Annotated in this window: 18 protein-coding genes and 1 tRNA gene; 13 read left to right on the forward strand and 6 right to left on the reverse strand. The window is 31.1% G+C overall.

Annotated elements, in window-relative coordinates; all coding sequences use genetic code 11:
* Positions 1–31 precede the first annotated feature (31 nt).
* Entirely contained in the window at positions 32–925 is an 894-nt protein-coding gene (gene gldA, locus H0I29_RS09570) for a gliding motility-associated ABC transporter ATP-binding subunit GldA (RefSeq protein ID WP_218752105.1), read from the forward strand.
* Between the two features lie 173 nt (positions 926–1,098).
* On the opposite strand, the gene H0I29_RS09575 is transcribed toward gldA, so the two are convergent.
* The 5 genes from H0I29_RS09575 to H0I29_RS09595 form a co-directional block, all read right to left on the reverse strand.
* Positions 1,099–1,749 (reverse strand): HAD family phosphatase, encoded by a 651-nt coding sequence (locus H0I29_RS09575; RefSeq protein ID WP_254712605.1) that lies wholly within the window; start codon positions 1,747–1,749, stop codon positions 1,099–1,101.
* A complete protein-coding gene (locus H0I29_RS09580) occupies positions 1,749–3,062 on the reverse strand; it encodes a D-arabinono-1,4-lactone oxidase (RefSeq protein WP_218752106.1) in 1,314 nt (437 codons plus the stop codon). Before H0I29_RS09580 ends, H0I29_RS09575 begins: the two co-directional genes overlap by 1 nt.
* 93 nt (positions 3,063–3,155) lie before the next feature.
* Positions 3,156–3,635, reverse strand: coding sequence for a hypothetical protein (locus H0I29_RS09585; protein WP_218732551.1), 480 nt, complete (start codon positions 3,633–3,635; stop codon positions 3,156–3,158).
* Position 3,636: 1 nt separating this feature from the next.
* A complete protein-coding gene (gene dnaE / locus H0I29_RS09590; protein WP_218752107.1) occupies positions 3,637–7,977 on the reverse strand; it encodes a DNA polymerase III subunit alpha in 4,341 nt (1,446 codons plus the stop codon).
* A 615-nt stretch (positions 7,978–8,592) separates the two neighbouring features.
* On the reverse strand, positions 8,593–9,039 hold the full coding sequence (locus H0I29_RS09595) for a PA2169 family four-helix-bundle protein (RefSeq protein WP_218752108.1): 447 nt from the start codon (positions 9,037–9,039) through the stop codon (positions 8,593–8,595).
* 355 nt (positions 9,040–9,394) lie between these two features.
* Here H0I29_RS09595 and H0I29_RS09600 point away from each other — a divergent pair, with 355 nt between their 5' ends.
* From H0I29_RS09600 to H0I29_RS09610, 3 genes are all read left to right on the forward strand, one after another.
* A complete protein-coding gene (locus H0I29_RS09600; protein WP_218752109.1) occupies positions 9,395–12,568 on the forward strand; it encodes a carboxypeptidase regulatory-like domain-containing protein in 3,174 nt (1,057 codons plus the stop codon).
* Positions 12,569–12,642: 74 nt separating this feature from the next.
* A complete protein-coding gene (locus H0I29_RS09605) occupies positions 12,643–13,644 on the forward strand; it encodes an endonuclease/exonuclease/phosphatase family protein (RefSeq protein ID WP_254712606.1) in 1,002 nt (333 codons plus the stop codon).
* A gap of 13 nt (positions 13,645–13,657) precedes the next feature.
* Positions 13,658–14,692 carry an alkaline phosphatase D family protein gene (locus tag H0I29_RS09610; RefSeq protein ID WP_218752110.1) on the forward strand — a complete coding sequence of 345 codons (1,035 nt, stop codon included), beginning with the start codon at positions 13,658–13,660 and terminating at the stop codon, positions 14,690–14,692.
* Between the two features lie 107 nt (positions 14,693–14,799).
* Here the strand turns inward: H0I29_RS09610 and H0I29_RS09615 are convergent, their stop codons facing one another.
* On the reverse strand, positions 14,800–15,429 hold the full coding sequence (locus H0I29_RS09615) for a Crp/Fnr family transcriptional regulator (protein WP_218752111.1): 630 nt from the start codon (positions 15,427–15,429) through the stop codon (positions 14,800–14,802).
* Positions 15,430–15,781: 352 nt separating this feature from the next.
* Here H0I29_RS09615 and H0I29_RS09620 point away from each other — a divergent pair, with 352 nt between their 5' ends.
* From H0I29_RS09620 to H0I29_RS09660, 9 genes are all read left to right on the forward strand, one after another.
* Entirely contained in the window at positions 15,782–16,318 is a 537-nt protein-coding gene (locus H0I29_RS09620) for a 30S ribosomal protein S16 (RefSeq protein ID WP_218732557.1), read from the forward strand.
* A gap of 19 nt (positions 16,319–16,337) precedes the next feature.
* A complete protein-coding gene (rimM, locus tag H0I29_RS09625; protein WP_218732558.1) occupies positions 16,338–16,865 on the forward strand; it encodes a ribosome maturation factor RimM in 528 nt (175 codons plus the stop codon).
* A gap of 5 nt (positions 16,866–16,870) precedes the next feature.
* Positions 16,871–16,957: transfer RNA gene (locus tag H0I29_RS09630), tRNA-Ser, on the forward strand.
* A gap of 303 nt (positions 16,958–17,260) precedes the next feature.
* Complete coding sequence (locus tag H0I29_RS09635; RefSeq protein ID WP_218732559.1) at positions 17,261–17,956, forward strand: RNA polymerase sigma factor; 696 nt, start codon at positions 17,261–17,263, stop codon at positions 17,954–17,956.
* 100 nt (positions 17,957–18,056) lie between these two features.
* On the forward strand, positions 18,057–19,121 hold the full coding sequence (locus tag H0I29_RS09640; protein ID WP_218752112.1) for a FecR family protein: 1,065 nt from the start codon (positions 18,057–18,059) through the stop codon (positions 19,119–19,121).
* Positions 19,122–19,288: 167 nt separating this feature from the next.
* Positions 19,289–22,585: a TonB-dependent receptor gene (locus H0I29_RS09645; RefSeq protein WP_218752113.1), complete on the forward strand. Its 3,297-nt coding sequence runs from the start codon at positions 19,289–19,291 to the stop codon at positions 22,583–22,585.
* Between the two features lie 15 nt (positions 22,586–22,600).
* Positions 22,601–24,010, forward strand: a complete 1,410-nt coding sequence (locus H0I29_RS09650; protein WP_218752114.1) for a RagB/SusD family nutrient uptake outer membrane protein — start codon at positions 22,601–22,603, stop codon at positions 24,008–24,010.
* A 160-nt stretch (positions 24,011–24,170) separates the two neighbouring features.
* Positions 24,171–25,325, forward strand: coding sequence for a dipeptidase (locus H0I29_RS09655; RefSeq protein WP_218732563.1), 1,155 nt, complete (start codon positions 24,171–24,173; stop codon positions 25,323–25,325).
* Between the two features lie 79 nt (positions 25,326–25,404).
* A complete protein-coding gene (locus tag H0I29_RS09660; RefSeq protein WP_218732564.1) occupies positions 25,405–26,526 on the forward strand; it encodes a VCBS repeat-containing protein in 1,122 nt (373 codons plus the stop codon).
* Positions 26,527–26,550 lie beyond the last annotated feature (24 nt).

Raw genomic sequence — 26,550 nt, forward strand, 5'->3', positions numbered from 1 at the left:
TAATTTAAATGATCACTAATTTTCTTACTAAATGTCTATAAAAGTAACATCGGTTTCAAAAGTTTATAAAACTCAAAAAGCATTAAATAATGTTTCTTTTTCTGCGGATAAAGGCCAAATAATTGGCTTTCTAGGGCCAAATGGTGCAGGGAAATCTACAATGATGAAAATCTTAACAGGTTTTATAAAACCGAATGAAGGCGAAGTTTTTGTTGATGAAATTGATGTGTTACAAAATCCATTAGATGCACAAAAATCTATTGGGTATTTGCCAGAGCACAATCCTTTGTATACTGATATGTATGTGCGTGAATACTTACAGTTTCAAGCAACTATTTTTAAGGTTGATAAAAGCCAAATAGAAATTTGCATTGAAAAAGTTGGTTTAACTGCAGAAGCACATAAAAAAATACATCAATTATCTAAAGGATATCAGCAAAGAGTTGGTTTGGCGGCAGCAATTTTACACAACCCAAAAGTGTTAATTTTAGATGAGCCAACAACTGGTTTAGATCCTAATCAACTGGTAGAAATTAGAGCATTGATTAAAGAATTAGGAGAAGATAAAACGGTACTTTTTTCTACCCATATTATGCAAGAAGTAGAAGCGGTTTGCGATCGTGTGATCATCATTAAAAAAGGAGAACTTTTAATTGATAAAAAACTAGCAGAGCTCAAAGAGAATAATCAGCAAGTAATAGAAGTTACGTTTGATTATAAGATAGAAGAGCAATTCATAAACAGATTACCAAACGTGGTTTCTTATAAAAATAATTACGACAATACTTGGTTTATCACTTTTGAAAGTGAAGAAGATATGCGACCTGTTATTTTTGATTTTGCACAAGAAAACGGTTTAAAGATTCTTAGCTTAAATACCCAAAATAAGAATTTAGAAACGCTTTTTAGAGAGGTTACCGCTTAAGTTTTTAAGCGATAAATTATAAAGTTTGTCACTTCGAAGTTATGAGAAGTCGCATAACATTGAGAACACAAAACTTTGTGTTTTATGATATTTATCTCTCTAATCGAAATGATAAACTGTACGTAAAACCTTCAAACTTGTTACTTGTTGAGAAAGTTACTTAATTCGAAATATTATTTAGTCAAATACTCATAAGCTTCCAATAAAGTTGGAAAAACTAAAACACTTCCAGCTTCTTTTAACTCTTCTTCAGAATATTGCGTTGTAATTCCAATAGCAACCATTCCTGCTGCTTTAGCCGCTTTTGTTCCTGTTAAACTATCTTCAAAAACCCAAATATCTTTAAAATCAATATCTTTAAAGCCTAGCGTTTCTGCCAATAAAATATAGGCTTCTGGTGCAGGTTTTGGTTTTACATAATCTTGTACCCCAAAAACGGTAGTAAAGTTTAGGTTTAAATGATGGATGCTGTTTTTTAAAAACAGTTTTGTGGCGTTACTTGCAATTCCGTAAGGTATTTTTTCTTCGGACAAAAGGCTTGTAAACTCTCTAACTCCAGGTAATAACTTAGGTACTTTAAAGTGTGTTTTTATATGTTCGTCCTTTAAAAGGAATAATTCTTTGGTACGTTTTTCCTCACCAATAACAGAGCAGAAATATTCAGCAATAATCATTGGGGATTTTCCTGCATGAGTTTTAGGAAACGGAGTAATATCTTTATCAAATAACTCTTTAAAAGCGGAAGTCCATGCAGAATAATGGCTTTCAAAACTATCTACAATTACGCCATCAAAATCAAATAAAAATCCTTTAGGTAATATCATTAGTTACTTGTTTTTTCGTTGAATATTTCCGTTAAATACGGATTTAAAAATTTGTTAGTTGGATCTAATTCTCTTCTTAAAAGTTTAAAATCTTCCCATTTTGTATACACTTTAGAAAGTTCTGCATCTTTAGCGGAAAAACGTTTTGCCCAATGTGGTTTTCCTCCGTGTTTTAAAAATATTTTTTCAATACTTTTAAAAGCTTCATAGGTATCTGCAGTTGCTGCATTTCTAGAAACACACCCCATAGTAACAGTGTCTTTTTCGTAAGCATAGCTTAACCAAGATTTGTCTTTGTACACAAAACGAACATCCATAGGAATATGAATAAACGATTTGTTACTCCATTTATTTATTTCTGTTTTTAATTCTTCAAAAACTTTAGGAAAAACGTCTAAACCAATGGTCCATTCTGCTAATTCTAAAGTAGATCCTCTAGATTTTGTAACGGTAGCTTGGTATAGCGAGCCTTTGTGTTCTTTTGTAGAGCTAAAAAAACCTCTATATAAAAGTTTGTTTGCAACGGCTGTAATCCAAGGAAAAACGTGTGAATATTTATACAATATTTTAGATGCTGTTCTTCTATGTTTTAAATATTTAGGACCTAAATCTTCGGTTACTTCTGTATTTGGGTCTATTTTATCACCTGTAATAACATATCCTTTATCAGTATGGGGAAGCCATAAGATTCTTAGAAAATCATGTTTTTTTAAACGTTCATTAATTTTAGGCAACCAAACACTATCATCTTCCGGACCTTCTTTTACGTGTAAAGTGTAAATAGGTTCGCACTTAAAAGTAATTTCAGAAAACACACCAAAAACACCCAAAGAAACTCTTATAGCATCAATTAAATCATCTTTGTCTGTAATAATTTTAATAGAACCATCTGCAAGAACAATACTACATTTGGTCATGTACTCAGAAAGAAGTTTACCACTTGTACCATGAGTTCCTGTTGCTAAAGCGCCACCAATTGTAATGGTATTAATATCTGGCAAGCAAGGAATACACCAACCTTTTGCTTCTACAGCTTCTAGTAAATCTCCTAAAATTACACCAGATTGCACTGTAATTGTAAGTTCAGCATCATTAGAAGAAATAATTTTGTTATAAGTTCTAATGTCAATTAAGGTTGCGGCTCCAGAAGCAATATCAGCAGAAGATTGTTTATTACCAAAAACACGAATTTTTTCTGAATTTTTGACAACTTCTTGCAACTCTTCTTCTGAAGTAATTTTATAAAGAGATTCGTAATTGTAGGTTAGATTCTCGTTCCAACTTGTCCAAACTCCGTTTTTATTTTGTTTCATCTATTTTGTAAAATATTAAACAAAAGTAAGCATTAATATGTTTTTATCATGCTTATTTTTGTTTTATTCAATCATTAAGAATGAATTAAAAGTTTATGTAATGAAAAACAATCCATGACTTCCTGCAACTGCTCCTAGAATTGTAATTAAACTAATAATTAATAATATCCAATGTGCTTTGTGAAGTATGTTAAAGGTTTTTTCAGGGTTTTCATTTGCATATTTTTTGAAAAGTTTGTGTAAAACCAAGGGTTCTAAAATATATAAAACTAATGTAAAAATGATCCAAACAATTGTCATTGCATGGATCCACCAAAAACGATAATCTAAATAACGTTCCCAGGCATTTAATTCATACATCATATAAAAACCAGAAATTGCAGTAATTAAAGTTGTAATTTTTGCTTGTATTGCAAATCTACCTTCAATATTTTCAAAAGTAGTTAGTTTGTCTTTTTTAGACTTCATTTTTTTTACAGCAGGAATTATTACAGTTGTAACCATTGCTACTCCTCCAATCCATAAAACAACCGCCAGTACATGAATAACTCTTGCAAGGGTTATAGAATTCATTTTAGTTTAATTTATAGGTAATTTGTTGTTGGTCTAAATTGGCTAACAACTCATTGGTTATGTGAACCTTCGTATTTCTACTAGGTAAACTAATTTCTAATTTTTCTTTCTCATCCCAAATAGTGAAATTTAAATTTTGTTTACCCGGTGTCTTTTTTAAGATGGATTCTAAATTTAAAATAGAATCTTCTTTAATTTCACTTAAAGGAAGTTGAATGGTTACTTTTTTACAGAGTTCATCCATAATATCATGTAACAATTTCATTTCTAAAAACTTTAATCTAGGTTCACCAACAACTCCTGTTTCTTTATTGGTCCATCCAGGTTGCACGGTAGTGCGTATAAATAAGAACTGATTAGGCACTAAAAAGTGTTGCATCCTTAGGTAATCTTCTCCAAAAATTCTAAACTCATTACTATCACCATAATCTTCTACGGTAAACATAGCCCAACCTTTACCTGCTTTAGAAACTCGGTGTTGTACATCGGTAACAATACCAGCAAAAGCTAAATTCATATTTACAAACTTTGCAAGATCTGCTTTAAAATATTTCAAAGAAGCGTTGCAGAATTTTATTTCGTTTTTAAAATCATCTAAAGGATGCGCAGAAATATATATACCAATAACTTCTTTTTCTTGTTGTAATAATTCCATAGTTCCCCAAGTTTCACATTCTGGAATATCTGGTTCTGGAAACTGAACTGTAGAAGCTTCTCCAAACATAGAAACCTGAGCTGAGTTTTCGTTTTCTTGATATTTATGTCCAAATTTCATGGCGCGTTCTAAAAAGGTCATTCCTTTTTCGTCAGTAGCAAAATATTGTGCTCTGTGAGTATCTGTAAAAGAATCGAAAGCACCAGCTTTTATCAAACTATCAAAAGATTTTTTATTGGCAGCTCTTAAATCTACTCGTTTAGATAAATCAAAAATTGAATTGTAGTTTCCGTTTTCTTCTCTTTCTTTAATGATGGCTCTAACTGCTCCGGCTCCAACACCTTTTACGGCTGCCATTCCAAAACGAACAGCACCTTCTTGGTTAACAGAGAATTTTAAAAATGATTCATTTAAATCTGGACCAAAAACTTGCAATTCCATTCGTTTACATTCTTCCATAAAGAAAGAAACAGCTTTAATGTCTTTCATATTATTAGAAAGTACAGAAGCCATATATTCTGCAGGATAATGTGCTTTTAAATACGCAGTTTGATAGGCGATCCACGCATAACACGTAGAGTGAGATTTGTTAAAGGCATAACTTGCAAAGGCTTCCCAATCCTTCCATATTTTCTCTAATTTTACAGGATCATGCCCTTTTGCAGCAGCTTGTTCTACAAACTTTGGTTTCATTTTGTCTAGTACCGCAATTTGTTTTTTACCCATTGCCTTACGCAAAACATCGGCTTCACCTTTGGTAAAGTCTGCCAGTTTTTGTGATAAAAGCATTACTTGCTCTTGGTAAACTGTAATTCCGTATGTTTCTGCCAAATACTCTTCCATGGCAGGTAAATCGTATTCTATATCTTCAGTACCATGTTTTCTATTAATAAAAGACGGAATATATTCCATTGGACCAGGTCTGTACAAGGCATTCATGGCAATTAAATCGGCAAAAACAGTTGGTTTTAAAGAACGCATGTGTTTCTGCATTCCTGGAGATTCATATTGAAAAATACCTACGGTTTCTCCTCTTTGGAACAATTCGTATGTTTTTACATCATCTAAAGGAAACGTTTCTGGGTCTAATAGAATATTATGTCTTGCTTTTACAATTTTAACGGTGTCTTTAATTAAAGTCAGCGTTTTTAATCCCAAGAAATCCATTTTTAACAAACCTGCGTCTTCCACTACAGAGTTGTCAAATTGTGTAACATACATATCGGAATCCTTTGCCAAAGCAACCGGAACATAATTGGTAATATCCCCAGGCGTAATAATTACACCACAGGCATGAATACCTGTATTTCTAACAGAGCCTTCTAAAATAGTGGCTTTGTTTATTGTTTCGGAAACTAAGTCGTTTCCGTAAGACATTTGTTTTAATTCTTCTATTAGAACTTTTTCTTCGGCACGTAAACCATCAACTTTACCTTTACTTTTAGCATCATCACCAAAAATATTTTTAAGTTTAATACCCGGAATTAATTTTGCAATTCTATCGGCTTCAAAAAGCGGTAAATCTAAAACTCTGGCAGTATCTCTAATAGAAGATTTTGCAGCCATGGTTCCGTAGGTAATAATCTGAGCAACTTGGTTTGCACCATATTTATCAATTACATAATCCATTACACGTCCACGACCTTCGTCATCAAAATCAATATCAATATCGGGCATCGATACACGTTCTGGATTTAAGAAACGCTCAAAAAGTAAATCGTATTTAATAGGATCTATATTTGTAATCCAAAGGCAATAAGCAACTACAGAACCGGCAGCAGAACCCCTACCAGGACCTACGGCAACATCCATTCTTCTTGCTGCTCTAATAAAATCTTCTACAATTAAGAAATAACCAGGATATCCTGTTTTTTCAATAACCTCTAATTCGAAATCTAACCGTTCTTTAATAAGTTCTGTAATTTCTCCATAACGTTTTTTAGCACCTTCAAAAGTTAAATGTTTTAAGAAGTTATTTTCTCCACGTTTTCCTCCATCTACTTCATCCGCCGGATCTTTAAATTCATTACCAATATTAAAGGCTGGTAATAAAACATCTCTTGCAAGTGTAAATATTTCAATTTTATCTACAATTTCTTGTATGTTACTAATTGCTTCAGGAATATCTGCAAACAACGTTTTCATTTCGTCCGTAGACTTAAAATAATACTGGTCATTAGGCAATCCGTATCTATAACCACGCCCTTTACCAATAGGTGTAGATTGTTTTTCGCCATCTTTTACACATAATAAAATATCATGTGCATTGGCATCTTTTTGTTCTAAGTAAAACGTATTGTTGGTGGCAATAATTTTAACGTCGTGCTTTTTAGAAAACTTTAATAAAGTTTCATTTACAATCTTTTCATCTTGCTGATCATGACGCATCAACTCAATATATAAATCGTCGTTAAATTGTTCTTTCCACCAAATTAAGGCATCTTCAGCTTGTTTTTCTCCAAGATTCAGAATTTTACTAGGTACTTCTCCATATAAGTTTCCTGTTAAAACAATAATGTCTTCTTTGTATTGTTCTACAAGTGCTTTATCAATTCTAGGAACATAGTAAAATCCATCTACAAAGGCTGCAGAAGATAATTTTGCTAAATTGTGATACCCTTTTTTATTTTTAGCAAGCAAAACAACCTGATAACCGTTGTCTTTTTGCGATTTGTTTTTATGATCTTCACAGATGTTAAACTCACAACCAATAATTGGTTTCATTGGAGTATCTGCAGATTTATTATGGTTTAAAACAGCATTTACAAAATGGAAAGCACCCATCATGTTTGCCGTATCCGTCATGGCAACTGCAGGCATATTGTCTTTTGCTGCAGCTTTTACAATATTACCCAATTGCATGGTAGATTGTAAAACAGAGTATTGTGTATGGTTGTGTAAATGAGAAAATTGTACGTTTTCTAACTCAGCTAAACCATCTGATGTAGATTTAGTTGTTGCAGTACCTTTTAATTTCTCTAAACGTTGGCGAATTATATCGCTTTCCTTTTTTAGGTTGATGTGTTTTAAACCAATTACCTGAATCGGTTTTGGGTTCGCTTCCGAGAAATTTTTAAAATAATCATCATCTACATCTAACTGCTCTTTGGTATATTCTCTTAAACGAATTAACTCTAAAAAACAACGAGTTGTAGCTTCAACATCGGCAGTTGCGTTGTGCGCCTCACCAAAACCAACACCAAATAAATGGTTGTGTAATTCTGTTAAAGTTGGTAGTTTAAATTTACCACCACGCCCCCCAGGAATCTGACACATTGTTGCCGTTTTCTCTGTACAAGTATCGAGAATCGGTAATGAGTTTAAATTATTTTCTACACCCAATCTATGGAATTCACACCCCATAATATTAAGGTCGAACTGTAAATTCTGACCAACAATAAACTTCGTTTTAGCTAACGCTTCATTAAATAAAACCAAACCTTCACTTAAAGGAATACCTTGTTCTGCCGCCAATTCAGTCGAAATTCCATGAATTCTTTCAGCATCGTACGGAATATTAAAGTTGTCTGGTTGTATTAGAAAATCGTTGTGTTCTAACACATTTCCCATCTCATCATGGAGCTGCCATGCAATTTGAATACACCTAGGCCAGTTGTCCGTATCTGTAATAGGAGCATTCCAGCTTTTAGGTAAACCGGTAGTTTCTGTATCAAAAATTAAGTACATAAATCTGTGTAAATGTTGAAGCGTTTAACTGTTTAAAAGAACATGTAAAAATAGAAATTTGTTCTTACAAATGACGGATGAGTTGATTTTGTTTATCAACAAATTTCTTTCAAGCTAGTGCTCGTTTGTAAAGAGTACCGTACCGCAAATTAGAATTTGATTACACCAATTATAAAACGAACGTTAGTATGTGTCTGTTTTCTGGGCGTGCCCATTTTTTAATACACCAAGTTAGTAGCATATACTTTTTTGTCTTAAAAATGGTCAGGCTATCCGCTGCAAGTCCTCGTTCGTGCCTCACTGTGGGCTTTTCGCTGCTATCCTTCACGCGGAATTAGTTTGCTTGTAACCAATATTGTTAGAGAAATAGGTTTTTGGTTTCACTCGTTACAAATGTTAGCGTGTGTTTTATTTTTACAACTATTTTTTTTAATATTAAGTTTGTCAGATTAATTTTCTATTGTAAAAAAAAGTAAGAAGGCAGATGAAATTATTTACTAATGCTTGCAAGTAACAAGTCTAAGCACAAAAAAGCCAATCCATTTAAGGATTGGCTTTTTAAACTGTTTCATAAAAATATGAATAATAGATTTATAACCTATTTATATTTTTTGATTAGGCTAACTCTTCTTTCACCATTAGCAAATTAATAGCTGCTTGAATTTTTTGTTGCTGTTCTTCTAGCATTTTTTTTGTGGAAGGAGCAAAAACATCATCTAGTAATATTTCTTTATACTCTTCTAAATTTGCTTTTTCACCTCTAATAGCTTCTTCTAAAATTGCCTCTTCATCATTTGAGCTAAATAGCGATTTTAGAGTCATCCAATTTCGATGCATTGTTCCTTTAAAAGAACCATCATCTTCTGGTATTTGTCCGTGTACAAGAATCTCTGTTCTAAGTTCTTTTGCAAACTGACTTCTTTCTGAGGCTCTATTTTTAAAGAAAATCTTTAGTTTAGGACTTTCTACATTTTCTGCAGCGTTTAGATATCCTTTTTCGGCATCATAATTTTTCTCTAATAACTCGTTTAATTTGTTCGAAATTTTTTCTGTGTACTTCATGTTGTCATTTTCATTTTAAAATTCCAATAGCTTGTTTTAAGATGTGTATTGTTTAGCATCTGATACAAAACTATAAAATATTAGAGAGGGCTATGAGTTCATAAGATTTTGATTTTAACTCATATACTATTTATATAAGTAGTAAAAAATATTTTCATTTCTAATATTTAATAAAGACTTGTTGTTTTATGTAGGTTTGATAGGTGTCTTAGGTTAAAATCGGACGACGATAATCACTTTTTTCAATATTAAGAAACGTTTAAATTAATATTAAATCTAAATCAATGTTAATACTTAACATTAATGATTGTCTTGCCAAGTATAGTTTTGATGCTTATTAAAACTAATTTAACTTATGAAATTATCAGTAGTAAAAAATCGTTTAACCATTAGTATGATGATTACTTTTGGGGTATTGTTTTTTAACATTCATCATTCTTTTGGGCAAGCAACAAATGCTTCCGTAAAAGGAGTTATTACAGACAAAAGTGGAGAGCCTTTAATGGGAGCTACCGTAATTGTTAAAAATACTTCTACAGGATTTAGTTCTGGTGCTACAACAAGTGAAACTGGAAGTTACAAAATTCAGCAATTACCTTTAGGAGGTCCTTATTCTGTAACTGCAAAATATTTAGGTTTTACAGATGTAGTTCATAAAGGTTTTTTATTAAACTTAAATGATGCCTTAACGGTTGATTTTGTTTTACAAGAATCTGCTACCTCTTTAGATGAAATTGTTATTTCTTCTAATGGTTTGGCAAAACGTATTCAGCAAATGGGAGCTTCAACAAAAATTGGAGAAGTTCAAATTAAAAACTTACCATCCGAAGGAAGAAATTTTACAAGACTAACTAGTTTGTCTCCTTTGCAAGGAGCTGGAAGTCTAAATTTAGGAGGTCAAAGAAGAACGTCTACAAATGTAACTATTGATGGTGTTAATTTTAGAAATACACTTACAGCAGGTGAGGTTGGTAAAGGTCCTTATACGATTTCTCAAGAAGCTATTAGAGAATTTGAGGTTTCTACAAATGATTATGATGTAAGTCAAGGCCGCCAAGGTGGTGGTTCTATTACTTCTGTAACAAAATCTGGTACGAATGAGTTTGAAGGGAGTGCTTTCTTTTATCACAGAGCAGACAATCTTCAAAGTCAATATACAATACAAGGACAAGATAGAGAAGCAGATTTTTATAACTCTCAATCTGGTTTTAGTTTAGGAGGTCCAATAATTAAAGATAAGTTGCATTTTTTCTTAGTTTATGAAAGACAAGATGCAGGAGACCCTCAATTTATTGCAAACATACAAAGTGATAACGATGCAAATAATTTAAGAATTTCAGAAGAAAGTTTAAATCGTTTTTTACAAATAGGTAGAGATAAATATGGTTTAAGTGATTCTCAGCAAGTAGGGCAGTTTGATAGAGTAACAGAAGCTAATAATTTATTTTTTAGATTAGATTGGCAAATTAACGATAAGCATAGATTAACTTTTAGAAACTTATATAATAAGTGGGACAATCCTTTAAGTGTAAGTGATAATTCTAATATAGAAGTTGCCGAGTCTTATTCTGATTTTGAATCAAAAGAAAATAGCATGTTTCTGTCATTGCGTTCTGCTTTTTCATCGAGTGTAACGAATGAGTTTAAAGTTCAATACCAACATGCAGAACGTATTTTTGCACCTAATTCAGAATTGCCGTCACAAAATATACCAAGAGCAATTGTGCAAGTAGAATCTGTTTTACCAAATGGCAATAGCAGTAATAGAACTGTACAATTAGGAGGACAACGTTTTTCACCAGAAACTAATTTAGAAAATCAGCTTCAAATTTCAAACACAACATATCTTAGTGCAGGTAAATTTAACTTTACGTTTGGTACAGATAACTTAATTACCTACTTAGAAACGCAATTATCTAATGAGCAAAATGGTCGTTTTTTCTTTGATTCTTTAGATGATTTCGAAAACTTAAACGCTTCTAGATATGCAAGAGAAGTGCCTTTACAAGGCTCTTCTTTAGTGAAACAAACTGTTTTAGATTTATCACTTTTTGCTCAGGTAGAATTTGATGTAAATCCTAATTTAAATCTTGCGGCAGGTATCCGTTATGATGCAACAGCTTTTTTAGATGATGCAGAATATAATCCTTTAGTGGATCAAGAATTAGGAATTCGTACCGATGTAAAACCAGAGGATTTTGATAATATTCAACCAAGAGTTCAATTAACTTGGAATATTGAAGGAAATGATACTGATATTTTAAAAATTGGTGGAGGTGTCTTTACTTCTCAACCGCATTATTATGCACAAGTTAATAATATTCAGAATAGTGGAACTTTACTAGGAGCTATTGATGTTACAGGTGCAAATGTACCAACACCAGATTTTGAAGGGTATAGAAATGACCCAAGTACTGTGCCTGGTGTTCCGGCAGGAGTAACTCCATTTTCTACCATAAATGCGGTAAGTCCAGATTTTGAAGTACCAACCATTTATAAGGCAAACGTAAATTATACGCACTTTTTTGGAGATAGATATAGTTTAGGGGTGAACGCTGTTTTTAGTCATACTAAAAATAACTATGTATACCAAGAAGCAAATTTAGTAGCAGAACCTTATTTTGTAACGCCACAAGGTAGAGAGGTTTTTGTGCCTGCAAATACAATTTCTACAAATGGAAGTACAGATTGGACAGAGTCTAGAGAATCGGATTTAGTAGGTAGAACTTTAGTATTAACATCTGATGGTATCTTAGATAATCTTGCTTTAGTAGTCGATGGTTCTGCAAGAATAGGAAAAGATGGTTATGTAAATGCAAGTTTTACTGTAAATCGTTCTAAAGACAATTCTTCATACAACTGTTGTGTTGCTAATACGTCTACTTTTCTTCCTGTTAAAGGAGATCCTAGAGATTTAAATTATGGTTATTCTGATAATCATTTTGACACTAAAATTGTCGTAAACGGAGCAACACCAACTTGGAAAGGATTTACTTTAGGAGCAACAATTGTGGGTACAGGAGGTACAAGATATTCTTTAGAGGCAGGTGGAAATAGAAGTGCAAATGGAGACTTTAATTTAAGTAATGAAATTGCATATATTTTTAATCCAGATGATGCAAGTACGCCTCAATATATTAAAGATAGTTATAATGAAGTATTAAACGATCCAGAAACTTCTCAAGGATTTAAAGATTATTTAAAAGAAAGTTATGGAAGTTTTGCAGAAAGAAACGGCGGAAAAAATCCTTTTAGTGCAACAGTAGATCTTCGTCTTGTAAAAAAGTTTAGTTTTTTAAACCCAAAGCATGCTTTAGAAATATCTGCAGACGTTTTTAACTTTATGAACTTATTAAATAAAGAGTGGGGACGCAGTCATAATTTTGGAAACAGAAGTTTTATGAATATTAACGGATTTGATCAATCAACAAATAGCTACGAATACAATATACAAACAGGTGCTGGTACAGAACCAATAAACGGAACTCCTTGGAGATTGCAGTTTGGTGTAAGATATTCGTTTAATTAAAAAATAGTTTGTTTAGTTTTTATTTTAGGGTTTGATATTTCTCTGTCAAACCCTTTTTTTTAATAGTATAATTTATGAAAAATAGTATATACATTTTAGTCTTCTTAATTTTAATAAGTTGTGGAGGTTCTAAGAATTTAATAGAAAAGGATGCTTCTTTTTCTGAGAAAAGTTATGTAGCAAAAGAAAGCGGAGAAGTAATTCCTTCTGATTACATTTTCCCCAAAAAAGAAAGTTTTAAAGTCCTTTCTTGGAACGTAGAGCATTTTGTAGACTCTTTTGATGATCCTTATATCGATTCTAAAAGAGAAAATAGCCCCGATTCTTTAATGAATAATAAAGTAGCTAATTTAGTAACTGCTTTAAAAAAAATAGATGCAGATGTAGTTGTATTGCAAGAATTTGAAAGTGCAAAATTTTTAAGAAGTATTGCTGATGAAAATTTGCAAAATATGGGGTATGTATATTTTGCAGACGTTCCTAGCCATGGTTGGTATATGAATGTAGTTGTTATGAGTAAATTTCCGTTAGGTATTATTTATGGTTATGGAAATGTAACCACACCTCTTTTAGAGTATAAAAATGAAGAAGGACAATTAGAAACACAAAACACTTTAAATACTAGAATGTGGTCTATAGAAGTATATCCTAGTTCAGATTATAATTTTTTACTTACCGGGGTTCATTTAAAAGCAGGTAGAGGAGAACGAAATATAGCCATGAGAAAAGGTCAGATTAATTTTCTGAAACAGCAGTATAAGCGATTCTTAAAAGAAGACAAAAACAAAAATATTTTAGTAGTAGGAGATTTTAATAGTGTACAAGGTAGCGAAGAAATTAATCTTTTTTTAAATGAAAAAGTAAAGAGAGAGAAGTTTATAGACCCATTACCCGAAACAGTAATGACACATACTTCTGATGATCCTAAACGAAGATTAGACTATATATTGATGAATACCAATATGTATAAAGAATATAAAGAAAATTCAGCGGAAGTCCCCCAACTTTTTGTACCTAAAAAAATGAGAGAAATTAGTGATCATTTACCAGTAACCACAACATTTATAATTAAATAAAAAAGTTTAAAAAATGAAAAAAATTATTATAGTACTTGCTTTTTTTACAGTTTTATCCTGTAAAACAACTTCTAAATCAAGTGAAGATAAAGCTTATTTTAATCAGTCAACAAAAGAAAAAACAGCAGATTTTGTACTTACTTTTGGCTCTTGTAATAAACCAGATCAAACGAATCTGTTGTGGGATGATATTGCTGAATTAAATCCAGATGTATGGTTGTGGGGAGGAGATATTATTTATGCAGACACAGAGAATATGGATAAAATGGAAGCAGATTATAATCTTCAAAAAAAGCAAAAAGGATATGTAAACCTTTTAAAAGAAACTAAGGTTTTGGGAACTTGGGATGATCATGATTTTGGAGCTAATGATGCGGGTTTAGAATATCCTAAAAAAGAAAAAAGTCAGGAACTATTATTGGATTTTTTAGAAGTTGATAAAAATTCTCCTAGAAGAAAAAGAGAAGGAGTGTATCATTCTGAAGTTATAGAAACAGCTAAAGGGTCTGTAAAAGTTATTTTATTAGATACTCGTTATTTTAGAACAAGTATTAGCGAAAAAAGTGTAAACGGTGATCAAGAGAATCGTACTATTTTAGGTGAGCAGCAATGGGCTTGGTTAGAAAGTGAGTTGGTTAATTCATCTGCAGAATTTAATATTATTTTAAGTAGTGTACAGGTAATTGCAGAAAAACATCCTTATGAAAAGTGGGCAAACTTTCCATTAGAACGTAAAAAACTACTGGATGTAATCGTATCTTCAAAAGCTAATAACGTTATTTTATTGTCTGGAGATCGTCATATATCTGAGTTTTCTAAAGAAGAAGTTAGCGGATTAACTTACCCTTTAATTGATTTTACATCTAGTGGAATGACACATGCAAGTGAGAATTTTACAAAAGAATACAATCCGGCAAGAGTAGGTAAAGTTATTTCTACAAAAAGTTTTGGGGTGTTAAAAATTAATTTTGATGAAAAAAAGGTTCAGATGGAAATGCGTGGAGATGCCACGTTACAACAAAAAATAGAACAAATTTATCCTCTATAATAATTTATAAAGGTCTTATAAGTAATATGTTCTTTACATATAATTCTTATAATTAGCCTTTTTTTGTAGAACACGAAATCTATGATGTTACTTTGTTTCTAGGAATTTTAAAAAATTAATTGCTTTTCTTTCTGTATAATAGAAGCAACAGTTTGACGGGTGACCCCGATAAGGTCACCCATATCCTGTTTTGTTAATAGGTTAAATAAAATATAAGATTTACCATTTGCATCCTCTATAGTAACATTATAATGATTTTGAAGAGAAGCTATTTTTTCTTTAACATGTTTTTCTTTAATGTTTTTTAATTTTACTTCTGCAGAACACCATCGTTTTACTAGGTAAGAAATAAACCAGTTAGAAAGAAAAGGGTTTGTTAATACAGTTGCTTTAAAAAAATCTAAATTGTATACTCTAATTTTACAATCTACGATTGCTTTAGCATATTCTTGAAACTGACCATTTAGGTATTTAAAGTTGCCAAAAAACTCTGTATGAGGTAAAACTTCATAAACAAAACTTTCTCCATTGTCTGAGTATCCACCAAGTTTTACTGCACCTTGGATAACTTCGTATATGTAATTTTCTTTATTTGGTGGCAAATATATATATCCATTTTTTTTTACGTTTATTTCAAGTATATGTTCTTTATGGAATTGAATGTTTGAATTATTTATTTCAGAAAATAGGTCGAAATTTTCATAACCGTTATTATTTGGTCTATTAATGGTAAGCATATAAAAGGGTTTAATAAATAAAAATACATGTTTAATTAAATAGGAATGTTAAGCAATCATTATTTAACATGTTAAGTTTTTTCTGGAAATATAAATTTTAATAAATGATATAGAGTACTGCTTTAAGGATAGAGCCTTTCGACTACGCTCAAGACAGGCTCTATGTTTGAGCTCTCTCACATTTTTTTATGGGAAGCGAGTAGTGAAAGCCCATCCCTTGTAGTAACGGCCTAAAAAATATTGATATTTAGCGTTTTAGTTTAAAAAAGGTTTTGTACTTTTGCGCCCACTTACTACGAGATAGTGAGATTTTTAATAATAAAGGTCGAGAACCTTAACAAATTAACAAATTATGTCTGTAAAGATTAGATTACAAAGACACGGTAAAAAAGGGAAACCATTCTATTGGATCGTTGCCGCTGATGCTCGTGCAAAAAGAGATGGTAAATACTTAGAAAAAATAGGTACTTACAATCCTAACGCTAACCCTGCAATTATTGATTTAGATGTAGATTTAGCTGTAACTTGGTTACAAAATGGTGCACAACCAACTGATACTGCAAAAAACATTTTATCTTACAAAGGTGCTATGTTAAAGAATCATTTAGCTGGTGGTGTAAGAAAAGGTGCTTTAACTCAAGAGCAAGCAGATGCAAAATTTGCAGCGTGGGTAGAAGCAAAAGCTACTAAGATTTCTGATAAAGAAGCTGGTTTATCTAAAGCACAATCTGAGGCGAAAGCAGCAGCATTGGCAGCAGAAAAAGCAGTAAATGAAGCAAGAATTGAAGCAGCTAAACCAGTTGTTGAAGAAGTAGCAGAAGAGGTTGTTGCTGAGGCTGAAGAGGCTCCAGAAACTATTGATGATGCAGCAGCAAAAGCAGCAGAATAAATTATAAATTATTACGAAGATGCGTAAAGAAGATTGTTTTTATTTAGGCAAAATCGTTACAAAATATAGTTTTAAAGGTGAAGTTGTTATCAAATTAGATACCGACGAGCCTGAGTTGTATACAGAAATGGAATCAGTTTATGTCGAATTCGGCACAAACTTGGTTCCATTTTTTATTGATAAAAGTTCATTACACAAAGGAAATCAGTTACGTGTTCAGTTTGAAGATGTTTATTCTGATGAAGAAGCAGATTCTATCTTAAAATGTGGTGTTTATTTACCAAATACAATGTTGCCAGAATTAACGGGTGACAAATTTTACTATCATGAAGTAATTGGTTTTACAGTTGTTGATGCTAATTTTGGAGAAGTTGGGCAAATTGTTCATATAAACGACAAAGCAGCGCAACCGCTTTTTGAAATTGACAGGAATGGAACAGAGATTTTTATTCCGATGGTAGATGATTTTATCAAAAAAGTAGATAGAGAGAACAAAACAATTCAAGTAGATACTCCAGAGGGGTTGATTGATTTGTATTTGTCTTAAAATAAAGAGAGGTGTCTGAGTGGTCGAAAGAGCTACCTTGGAAAGGTAGTGTACTGGTAACGGTACCGAGGGTTCGAATCCCTTCCTCTCTACTGAAAAGTATTTATAGCTTACGTTTTAAAGGTTCTATGTTTAAGTACATGGAACTTTTTTTTGTTTTTATAAAGAGATAATATACCTACTTATAATTTAGGCGGAATAAAAAAATGAGTTTCAATTTGATAATTTATATATGTATTTTTTAATGAAATGGTATTTTTGTTTAATTATTTTCTTTATATCATCTTTTTTGATATTTATATGATAATTTGGTCTATGAAAGATAAATAGTTTGCTTAATATATTGTGTTGTTGTTACAATAACTTTAATAAAGTAAAAAAATAAAGTAAAATTTATGCAAGAATATGGAGAATTAGCATTGGCTTTGGTAGCAAAAAACAATCTTAATACATCTGCGATAAATCAAGTAATAGAAACAAGTGAAAGTAATATTTTTCCTGTAGAAAAAACGGATGCATTAATTTGGAAGGAATTAAAGAGTGGTAAAAAAACAGCTTTAGAAGAGCTTTATAATAGATACGTAAATATATTATTTTCTTATGGTATGTATCATTCAAAAGATAGAGGTTATGTTATGGACTGTATCCACGATTTATTTGTAGACTTATATAAATACAAAAACAAGCTTTCTAAAACAGATAATGTTAAGTATTATCTTTTTAAATCTTTAAAAAGGAAAATTAATAAAAAGTATCATAAAAAAAACACTTCTGTTTCTTTAGATGATTTTGATTATGAAATTGATGCTATGAATAAAAAGCATTCAGATTCTTGTGAGAAACACATTATAACCGAAGAAGGTATTTCCGAAAGAAACTCAAGGTTAAGAAGTGCAATGAAAACTTTAAGTGATAGTCAAAGAAAAGTTTTGAGTTTAAAATTTGAGCAAGAAAAATCTTACGAAGAAATTTCTATGATTATGGAGGTTTCTATTGAATCTGCCAGAACGTCTGTTTATAGAGCAATTAAAGTATTAAGAAAATTAAATTTCAGTGTTTTATTACTACAGTTATCTTTTTATTTTTTATAAAAAACACATTTTAACGTCTATAAAAAACTGAAAATATGCTATTAATAATATAGCAGTCAAATAAAGTTTTTAAACTAATAATAAAGAATATAAAAAGATCATGAAAGTTAATGAATCTAATAAAGTTAAGATTTTACCAATTACAGAATTGGAAAAAATGGCTTTAAAGAATAAAATTTTTAATTCTATTGATAATCTTAGCTATGGAAAAAGAAATAGAAGAAATAAAGGTTTAGTAATGAGTCTTGCTTTTTCTTTAGTTTTTTTGATAGGTATTGTTTTGTGTTATCAAAATGAACCTAATAGCTCAATTACAGATTTTGTAAATACATCAAAATTGGTAGATTTTAATAAAACTGATGAAGTTGTATTGGTTTTAGGAAATGGAGAAAATTTAAAAATAGAAAAAAAGGATAGTAATATAAATTATTCTAAATCAGGAAAAAAATTAACAATAGGAGAAGATACCGAAATAGAACAAGAAACCTCTAAAAATAGTAAAGTAGCATACAATACACTTATTATACCTTATGGTAAACGATCTAAAATAAATCTTTCAGACGGAACGATTGTTTGGTTAAATTCTGGTTCTAAATTAATATATCCGGTAGTTTTTAATGGAGATAGAAGAAAGTTGTATTTAGAAGGAGAGGCTATTTTTGATGTTGCTCATGATAAAAAACATCCTTTTATTGTAATGTCTAAAGAGCAGGAGGTTAAAGTTTTAGGAACTGTTTTTGGAGTAACAAGTTATCCGGAAGAAGGAGAAATTAATACGGTTTTAAAAAGCGGAAGTGTGCAAATTAGTTATCATAATGATCCAAAATTAAATCATTATTCAGATAAAATTAAAATTACACCTGGTACAAAAGCAACGTATAATAAAGAAACTAAGGGTATTGTATCAGAAAAAGTAAACGTAAATAATTATTTCTCATGGAGAGATGGCGTTTTAATCTTTAAAAACAATGATTTGAGTTATGTTATGAATAGAATTTCTAGATACTATAATTTAAAAGTAGATATTAAAAATAAAAATTTAGCTAAAGAAAAGTTTTCTGGATATTTAGATTTAAACGAAAGCATAGATAAAGTGGTTAAAAATATTAGTGCAAGTACAAATATGAAATATACCTTAGAAGAAGGTAAAATAATAATTAATTAAACAAAAAAAAATATGAAGTAAACTACTATTATTTGAATTAGTAAAAGGCCAGAAGATGCGCCAACATCTTCTGGCTTATTTTAATCACATTGCTGTAGAGAACAGCAAAATTTAATAATCAAAACAAAAATATGAAAAAAAACTCACGCAAAGGAATTTTAATACTTATGAGATTATTTCTATTATTAATTAGTTTGGGAATCACAGCAGGTAATATGAATCCGCTGATGGGACAAACGAAAATAAATATTGATGTAAAAGGAATATCAATAGAAGAATTTTTTGAAGAAATTCAAGGGTCAAGTGATTACATGTTCTTTTATAAGGATGATGTTTTAAACACAAATAAAAAAGTATCAATAAAACTTAATGAAGCGAATATTATTAAGATTTTAGATAAAGCTTTTTCAAAAACCAATTTAAGTTATAAGGTTGATGGAAAGCAAGTTATTGTCAAAAAAACAAAACAAAAACCAACTATTTCTTTAGCTAATAATCAAGTAAAACAAGAAAGGGTGGTTAATGGTTTAGTTGTAGAATCTGAAGGTTTTGCTTTGCCTGGTGTAAGTGTTCATGTAAAAGGAACCTCTACAGGAACTGAAACAGATTTTGATGGTAAATATTCTATTAAAGTACCAGCTGGTGCTGTTTTAGAGTTTTCTTATATAGGTATGATAAAACAAACTGTAACAGTTGGAGATAAAACGGTTATAGATGTTCAAATGGAAGAAAGTACTGCTTCTTTAGAAGAAGTGGTTATTGTTGGTTATGGTTCTTTAAAAAAAGAAGAATTAACGGGTTCTGTTGCAGTAATGAAAGGAACAGAATTAGAACAGGCGCCAACATCTTCTTTTGAGCAATCTCTAAGAGGTGGAGTAGCAGGTATACAAGCAAGTGCTCTTGATGGAGCACCAGGATCAAATACAGAAATTAGAATTAGAGGTATTGGATCTATTAATGCATCTAGTGAGCCTTTATATGTTATAGATGGTATTCCTATTCAAGCAGGTAGCCAGTCTACAAATGATAATGATGGAGCCAGTTCTAATGTAATGGCGTCTATCAATCCAAACGATATTGAGAGTATTAGTATCTTAAAAGATGCTGCTTCTACAGCAATTTATGGATCTAGAGGTGCAAATGGTGTTATTTTAATTACTACAAAACAAGGAAAAACAGGTAAAGCAACTATAGAATTAAAAACATTAACAGGGTTTAATTCTCAAGCATCAAAAAATATTTTAAAACCTTTAAATGCAGCTCAGTATAAAGAATTATATATTGAAGGTTATGTAAATTTAGGACTTACAGAGGCAGAAGCTCAAACACAATTAGATAATTATTATACACAACAAATCGATCCTTCAACAGGTGAAGCTACAGATACAAACTGGTTAGACGCTATAACAAGAACTGGAGTTACACAAAGTTATGATTTAAGTATAAGAGGAGCTACCGATAAAGTTAAATACTTTATGTCTGGTGGTTTTATGGAGCAAGGAAGTTATATTATAGGATATGATTTTTCTAGATTTAGTGGTAGAACTAATTTAGAATATAAAGCAAGTAAATATTTAACAATATCGAATAACATATCAATTGCAAATATTACATCTACAACTGCACCAGATGCAGGTTCTTGGAACAACCCCTTTAAGAGTACTTTAGAGCTATCTCCGTTAATTCCTATTTATGACGAGGAAGGTTTATACAATGCAGATCATTTAGCATATTTTCCAATAGGAAGTAATCCTGTAGGAAGTTTGAGTGGAGACGATTTATGGGAAACAAAAACAAGTAGAATTATTGATAATTTAGTACTTACAGTCACTCCTATAAAGAATTTAATATTTAGATCTCAATGGAATTTTGATATTTTAAGCGTTAACGAATCTACTTATTATAACAGACGTTATGGAACCGGATATGATACAAATGGTTATGCTTATGAAGCAAATACTACCAACAAAACATGGGTAGGTACACAAACGTTAGATTATAGTTTAACATTAAATGATAGTCATAATTTTAACTTTTTAGCAGGTTATGAAGCGCAACAAACCATACGTGAATCATTTTCTGCTTCAGGTTCAGATTTTCCTAACGATGTAGTTAAAACACTAAGTACTGCAGCAGCAGAATATGCGGTTTCTGGTACAAAAACAGAGTATACTTTTAACTCTATGTTTTTAAGAGGTAACTATAATTTTGATCATAAATATTATCTTTCAGGTAGTGTAAGGCGTGATGGATCTTCAAGATTTGGTGCAGATAATAGATACGGAACATTTTATTCTGTAGGTGCAAGTTGGAATATGTTTAAAGAAAAATTTATTAATAATATTTCTTTTATCGATGTTCTTAAATTAAGAACATCTTATGGTTTAACAGGTAATGCAGCTATTGGTAATTTTGCTTCCTTAGGATTATATGGTTATGGTGATGATTATGACGGCTCTCCCGGAGGTACTCCTCAACAACTTGCAAATCCAGAACTTACATGGGAAACTCAAGAGAATTTTAATATTGGGTTAGATTTTGGTCTTTTTGGTAAAATTAGTGGTACTGTAGAGTATTTTGATAGACAATCTTCAGATCTTATTTTAGATGTTCCTATTTCTCCAACAACAGGGTTTACAGAATTAACACAAAACTTTGGATCTATGTCTAATAAAGGTTTAGAAATTACTTTAAATGCAGACATTATTAATAATAAAGATTTTAGATGGAGTGTTGGTTTTAATACAACTTTTATTAAAAATGAAATTACAGATTTAGATGAAGATTATACAAGCGGAGCTTTTAGAAGACAAGTAGGACAAGATTTTCAGTCTTTTTATATGTATGGTTGGGCAGGTGTAGATCAAACAAACGGAGATGTACAATATTTTACAGATGCTAGTGAAACTACCATAACAAATGATATTGGAGATGCAGAGCGTTATTTATCAGGTAAGTCTGCAACACCAGATTTTTACGGTGGTTTTAATACTTCTTTTTCTTACAAAGGCTTTAGCTTAAATGCTGGTTTTATGTATTCTTCTGGTAATTATTTGTTTGATAGTAGAGCAAAAGGATCTTTAGGAGATGGTAGATTAACACCAAGAAGTACTGCTACATATGTTTACGAAAATAGGTGGGTAGAAGGTAAAACAGATGCTTTATTCCCTAAGTTTCAATGGGGAGGACAATCTGGTAGTAATCAAGGTAATGTTACAAGATGGTTGTACGATGGTAGTTTTATCCGTTTAAAAGATTTAACACTAGCATATGATGTTCCTGAAAAAGTAGCTTCATTATTACACCTTAGTTCTGCAAGAATATACGCAAGAGGTACAAACTTATTAACGTTTACTAAAGATAAAGATTTATACATAGATCCAGAACAATCTATAAGCGGGAGCTATAATGGATTAACGCCAGCGATGAAAACTATTTCTGTAGGGCTAGATATTAAACTGTAATTTAAAAAGAAACTCATGAAAAAATATAATAAAATATTACTATTGATTATGGTAGGGTTCTTCTTATCATGTTCAGAATCATTTTTAGAACTTACACCTCAATCTTCAGTTGCAAACGAAGATGCTATTACAAATTTAGAGGATTTAGAAACTTCTATTACAGGTGTGTATGACGAAATTCAAGGAGCATATTATTACGGTAGATACATGTTTATGGTTCCAGATGTTTTGTCTGACGATGTAAAGCAAAATTTATCAGCAAATAGAATTGTAGACTATGCAGAACACGTTCAAAACGTATCTGATGGTCAGGCAAATGCCTTATGGACTGGAATGTATTTTGCAAATAATGCCTTAAATAATATTATTAATTCTGATGTAGAAGTTACAGCATCATCTCAAGCTAGTAAAGAACATATTTTAGGAGAAGCACACGCTTTAAGAGGTTTAATCTATTTTGATTTGGTAAAGTTGTTTGCGCAACATTATACATTTACATCAGATGCAAGTCATGCGGGAGTACCTTTAATCCTAGAGTTTGACCCAACATTAGAACCATCAAGAAATACTGTAGAAGAGGTTTATAATCAGGTGATTTTAGATATGACAACGGCTTTATCTTTAATGAGTGATACTTCTAGAAGCTCAAATTCTAGTACATTATCAGCGATATCAGTCAAAGCTTTATTGTCTAGAGTTTATTTGTATAAAGAAGATTGGGCAAATGCAGAAGCAATGGCTACCGATGTAATTAATGCAGGTTATAGTTTGGTTGATAATGACAATTACGCAACATTATGGGATAACGATAATACTTCTGAATCGATTTTTGAAATTTCTATGACAGAATCAGACAACGTAGGAGGTAACGGTATTGCTGGTTTATACATTTCTGCAGCAGCAGGTGGTTACGGAGATTATTTACCATCTAACGACGTTGTTTCTTTATATGACGCAGACGATGTAAGAATGGAGAATTTTGTAATAGATGAAAATTTAGCAGGAGATTATGCGCCTTATAGAGTAGACAAATACTCACATGTTTTGGGGTATGATAATGTAAAAGTTGTACGTCTTGCAGAAATTTATTTAATAAGAGCAGAAGCAAGAGCACAAATAGGTACAGATATTACTGGAGCTCAAGAAGATTTAGATGTAATTCGTAAGAGAGCGCTACCTACAGCAATAAGTACAACGAGTACAGGAGATGATTTAATAGACGCTATTTTTCTAGAAAGAAGATTAGAACTTTGTTTTGAAGGACAAAGATTATGGGATTTAATGCGAAGAAAAAAAGATATTGTAAGAACAAATTGTACATCTAGTGCTTGTTTTATTTCTTATGCAGATGATACCAATATATTGCCAATACCACAGGATGAAACAGATGTAAATCCTAATATAGAGCAAAACCCAGGATACTAATTATATGATTGTCCCCCAAAATATTAAAGACACATATTGGTAAAAGTAAAAGTTGTTTTCAATGTGTGTCTTTAACTTATGACAGTCAAGAATTCTATATACTTAGCGTTTTGGGATGTCTTTCTGTTCATGTAAATTCAATTATAAAAAATAAAATATTTTGGAAAAAAATCGTAGAAATTTAATAAAACTATTATCAATTGGTACAATTTTTCCTACTCAGATAGCAAGTACTTTTGCATCAATATTAGAATCTGTTGATATTAATCCGAATCAAAAAATATCTAATAATTTGATAAAAAACCTTCAAGACACTAAAATTGAAGAGTTGTATAAAAAAGCAATGGTTATTGATGGACTTATTATTCCGAAAGGTTGGAATAAAGATTCTTTTGATGCTTTAGCAAAAACGGGATACTCTGGTTTTGGTACCTCTTTACTTTCTGGAAATTTAAAATCAGCTTTAAAAAATATAACAGAATGGGATAATCGTATTAAAAATAATTCGGATGTATTAATAAAAGCAACAAGTGCAGCAGATTTTATCAGAGCTAAAAAAGAAAATAAAACAGCTGTTTTATACGGATTTCAAAATGCCACAATGATGGAGAAATCTATAAAAAACCTCGATACTTTATATGATGCTGGTACACGCTGGATTCAATTAACCTATAATCAAAGAAATTTGTTAGGTGATGGAAGTACAGAGCGTACAGATTGTGGTTTATCAGATTTTGGAATTGAAGCCATAGAACGTATGAACGAACTTGGTATTATGATTGATTTATCGCATTGCGGAAAAGAGACAACCAACGACGGAATTAAATTTAGTAAAACCGGAGCATGTTTTAATCACACGATGTGTGAGTCTTTGTATAAAAATCATCCAAGATCTAAAACCGATGCGCAAATAAAAGCCATGGCAGATAAAGGTGGTATTATGGGAGTAATTTGTTTGGGGTATATGATTGGACCAGAATTAGGTACAAAAACAACCTTAGAAACTTATGTAGATCATATAGATCATGTTGTTAAAATTGCAGGAATAGATCATGTTGGTGTTGCTGCAGATTTTGCAATACAAGGTTTACAAGCAACAGGAGCAACAAAAGAAAACTGGTATGTACCAAGGTTAACAAAATTTAAACCTTCGTATAAAGTACAATGGCCACCTTGGATCCCGGAATTAGATAAGCCAGATCGTTATTTACAAGTAGCTAAAATTTTAGATAAAAGAGGTTACAGTACAGGAGATATCGAAAAAATATTAGGACTTAATTGGTTAAGGTACTTTAAAGACACTTTAAAATCGTAATTAACAAATATTGTGTCTATATAAATAGAGATAGTTGCTTATTTATAGTAATAGATTCTAATTAATTATAACTAAAATTATGAAATATATTTTATTTGCAGCGTTTTCTAGTTGCGTACTTTCTATCCATGCTCAGAAATCAAATTTCTTAAATAATAGTAGAACCATTTTAGGAATTGATAAAGAACGAACAGCTTCTATGGGAATTGGTGATATTGATAGTGATGGCGATTTAGATGTTGTTATTGCTAATGGTAGGCATTGGCCAGGACAGAATAAAATCTTTATAAATAATGGTCGCGGAATTTTTACAGTTTCTAAAAACTTAGGTACAGAACAAGAAACGAGTTATTCTACAGAGCTTGCAGATTTTGATGGAGATGGAGATTTAGATATTGCTGTTGGTAACGATATGGCTCCTAATTTTATTTTTATAAATGATGGAAAGGGAAATTTTATCAAAGGAGCATCTTTTGGAGGTAAATACAGACCTACTAGAAATATTGTTGTTGCAGATTTAGATAACGATGGCGATAAAGATATATTGATTACTAATAGAGGTAGAGAAAACGAAATTTGTTTAAATAACGGAAAAGGTGTTTTTACAGAAGTTATTGGTTTCGGAAACAAAAAAGATTCTACCATAGATGTTGAGGTTGCTGATATGAATGGTGATGGATATTTAGATTTGATTTTAGCAAATAGAGATGATCAACCAAATTACGTCTACCTAAACGATGGTAATTTAAAGTTTAGTAAAAAAATAGCTTACGGTACAGGTAATGATGTTACAAGATCTGTAGCTGTTTTAGATATTGATAAAGATGGTTACAAAGATATTATTACTGTAAATATTGGTGAGCCTAACGTTATTTATTTTGGAAGTAAAGCAGGGATTTATAATCGTAAAATTGTTTTTGACGCAAGTTCAGATAAATCATATTCTTTATCTATTGGCGATTTAAATGGTGATGGAGAAACAGATATTATTATAGGAAATACAGGGTCACCAAATAATGTTTTTATCAATTCTAATAACGGCACAAGTTGGACTAAAATTCAGTTAAATGACGAGAAATTTAGTACATATGATATTCTAACGTTTGATTTAAATGGTGATAAAAAACTAGATATTATAGAAAGTAATTCAGGCGAATTAAATCAATTTTACTTTAATAAATTCACTCCAAAATTTCCTTGATTTTAATCAAGATTGATATTTATA

Origin of the sequence: Polaribacter sp. R2A056_3_33 (assembly GCF_019278485.1) — a bacterium.
In the GTDB taxonomy this organism is placed as follows: Bacteria; Bacteroidota; Bacteroidia; order Flavobacteriales; family Flavobacteriaceae; genus Polaribacter.

Excerpts from the sequence above, each read along its gene's own strand:
- H0I29_RS09615 (WP_218752111.1), bottom strand. The coding sequence starts at position 15,429 with ATGCTTACCATTAATAGACCAAATAATAACGGTTATGAAAATTTCGAC.
- rimM (WP_218732558.1), top strand. The coding sequence starts at position 16,338 with ATGCGTAAAGAAGATTGTTTTTATTTAGGCAAAATCGTTACAAAATAT.
- H0I29_RS09660 (WP_218732564.1), top strand. The coding sequence starts at position 25,405 with ATGAAATATATTTTATTTGCAGCGTTTTCTAGTTGCGTACTTTCTATC.
- H0I29_RS09620 (WP_218732557.1), top strand. The coding sequence starts at position 15,782 with ATGTCTGTAAAGATTAGATTACAAAGACACGGTAAAAAAGGGAAACCA.
- H0I29_RS09600 (WP_218752109.1), top strand. The coding sequence starts at position 9,395 with ATGAAATTATCAGTAGTAAAAAATCGTTTAACCATTAGTATGATGATT.
- H0I29_RS09610 (WP_218752110.1), top strand. The coding sequence starts at position 13,658 with ATGAAAAAAATTATTATAGTACTTGCTTTTTTTACAGTTTTATCCTGT.
- H0I29_RS09645 (WP_218752113.1), top strand. The coding sequence starts at position 19,289 with ATGAGATTATTTCTATTATTAATTAGTTTGGGAATCACAGCAGGTAAT.
- H0I29_RS09575 (WP_254712605.1), bottom strand. The coding sequence starts at position 1,749 with ATGATATTACCTAAAGGATTTTTATTTGATTTTGATGGCGTAATTGTA.
- H0I29_RS09595 (WP_218752108.1), bottom strand. The coding sequence starts at position 9,039 with ATGAAGTACACAGAAAAAATTTCGAACAAATTAAACGAGTTATTAGAG.
- H0I29_RS09605 (WP_254712606.1), top strand. The coding sequence starts at position 12,643 with ATGAAAAATAGTATATACATTTTAGTCTTCTTAATTTTAATAAGTTGT.
- dnaE (WP_218752107.1), bottom strand. The coding sequence starts at position 7,977 with ATGTACTTAATTTTTGATACAGAAACTACCGGTTTACCTAAAAGCTGG.
- H0I29_RS09585 (WP_218732551.1), bottom strand. The coding sequence starts at position 3,635 with ATGAATTCTATAACCCTTGCAAGAGTTATTCATGTACTGGCGGTTGTT.
- H0I29_RS09580 (WP_218752106.1), bottom strand. The coding sequence starts at position 3,062 with ATGAAACAAAATAAAAACGGAGTTTGGACAAGTTGGAACGAGAATCTA.
- H0I29_RS09650 (WP_218752114.1), top strand. The coding sequence starts at position 22,601 with ATGAAAAAATATAATAAAATATTACTATTGATTATGGTAGGGTTCTTC.
- gldA (WP_218752105.1), top strand. The coding sequence starts at position 32 with ATGTCTATAAAAGTAACATCGGTTTCAAAAGTTTATAAAACTCAAAAA.
- H0I29_RS09635 (WP_218732559.1), top strand. The coding sequence starts at position 17,261 with ATGCAAGAATATGGAGAATTAGCATTGGCTTTGGTAGCAAAAAACAAT.
- H0I29_RS09640 (WP_218752112.1), top strand. The coding sequence starts at position 18,057 with ATGAAAGTTAATGAATCTAATAAAGTTAAGATTTTACCAATTACAGAA.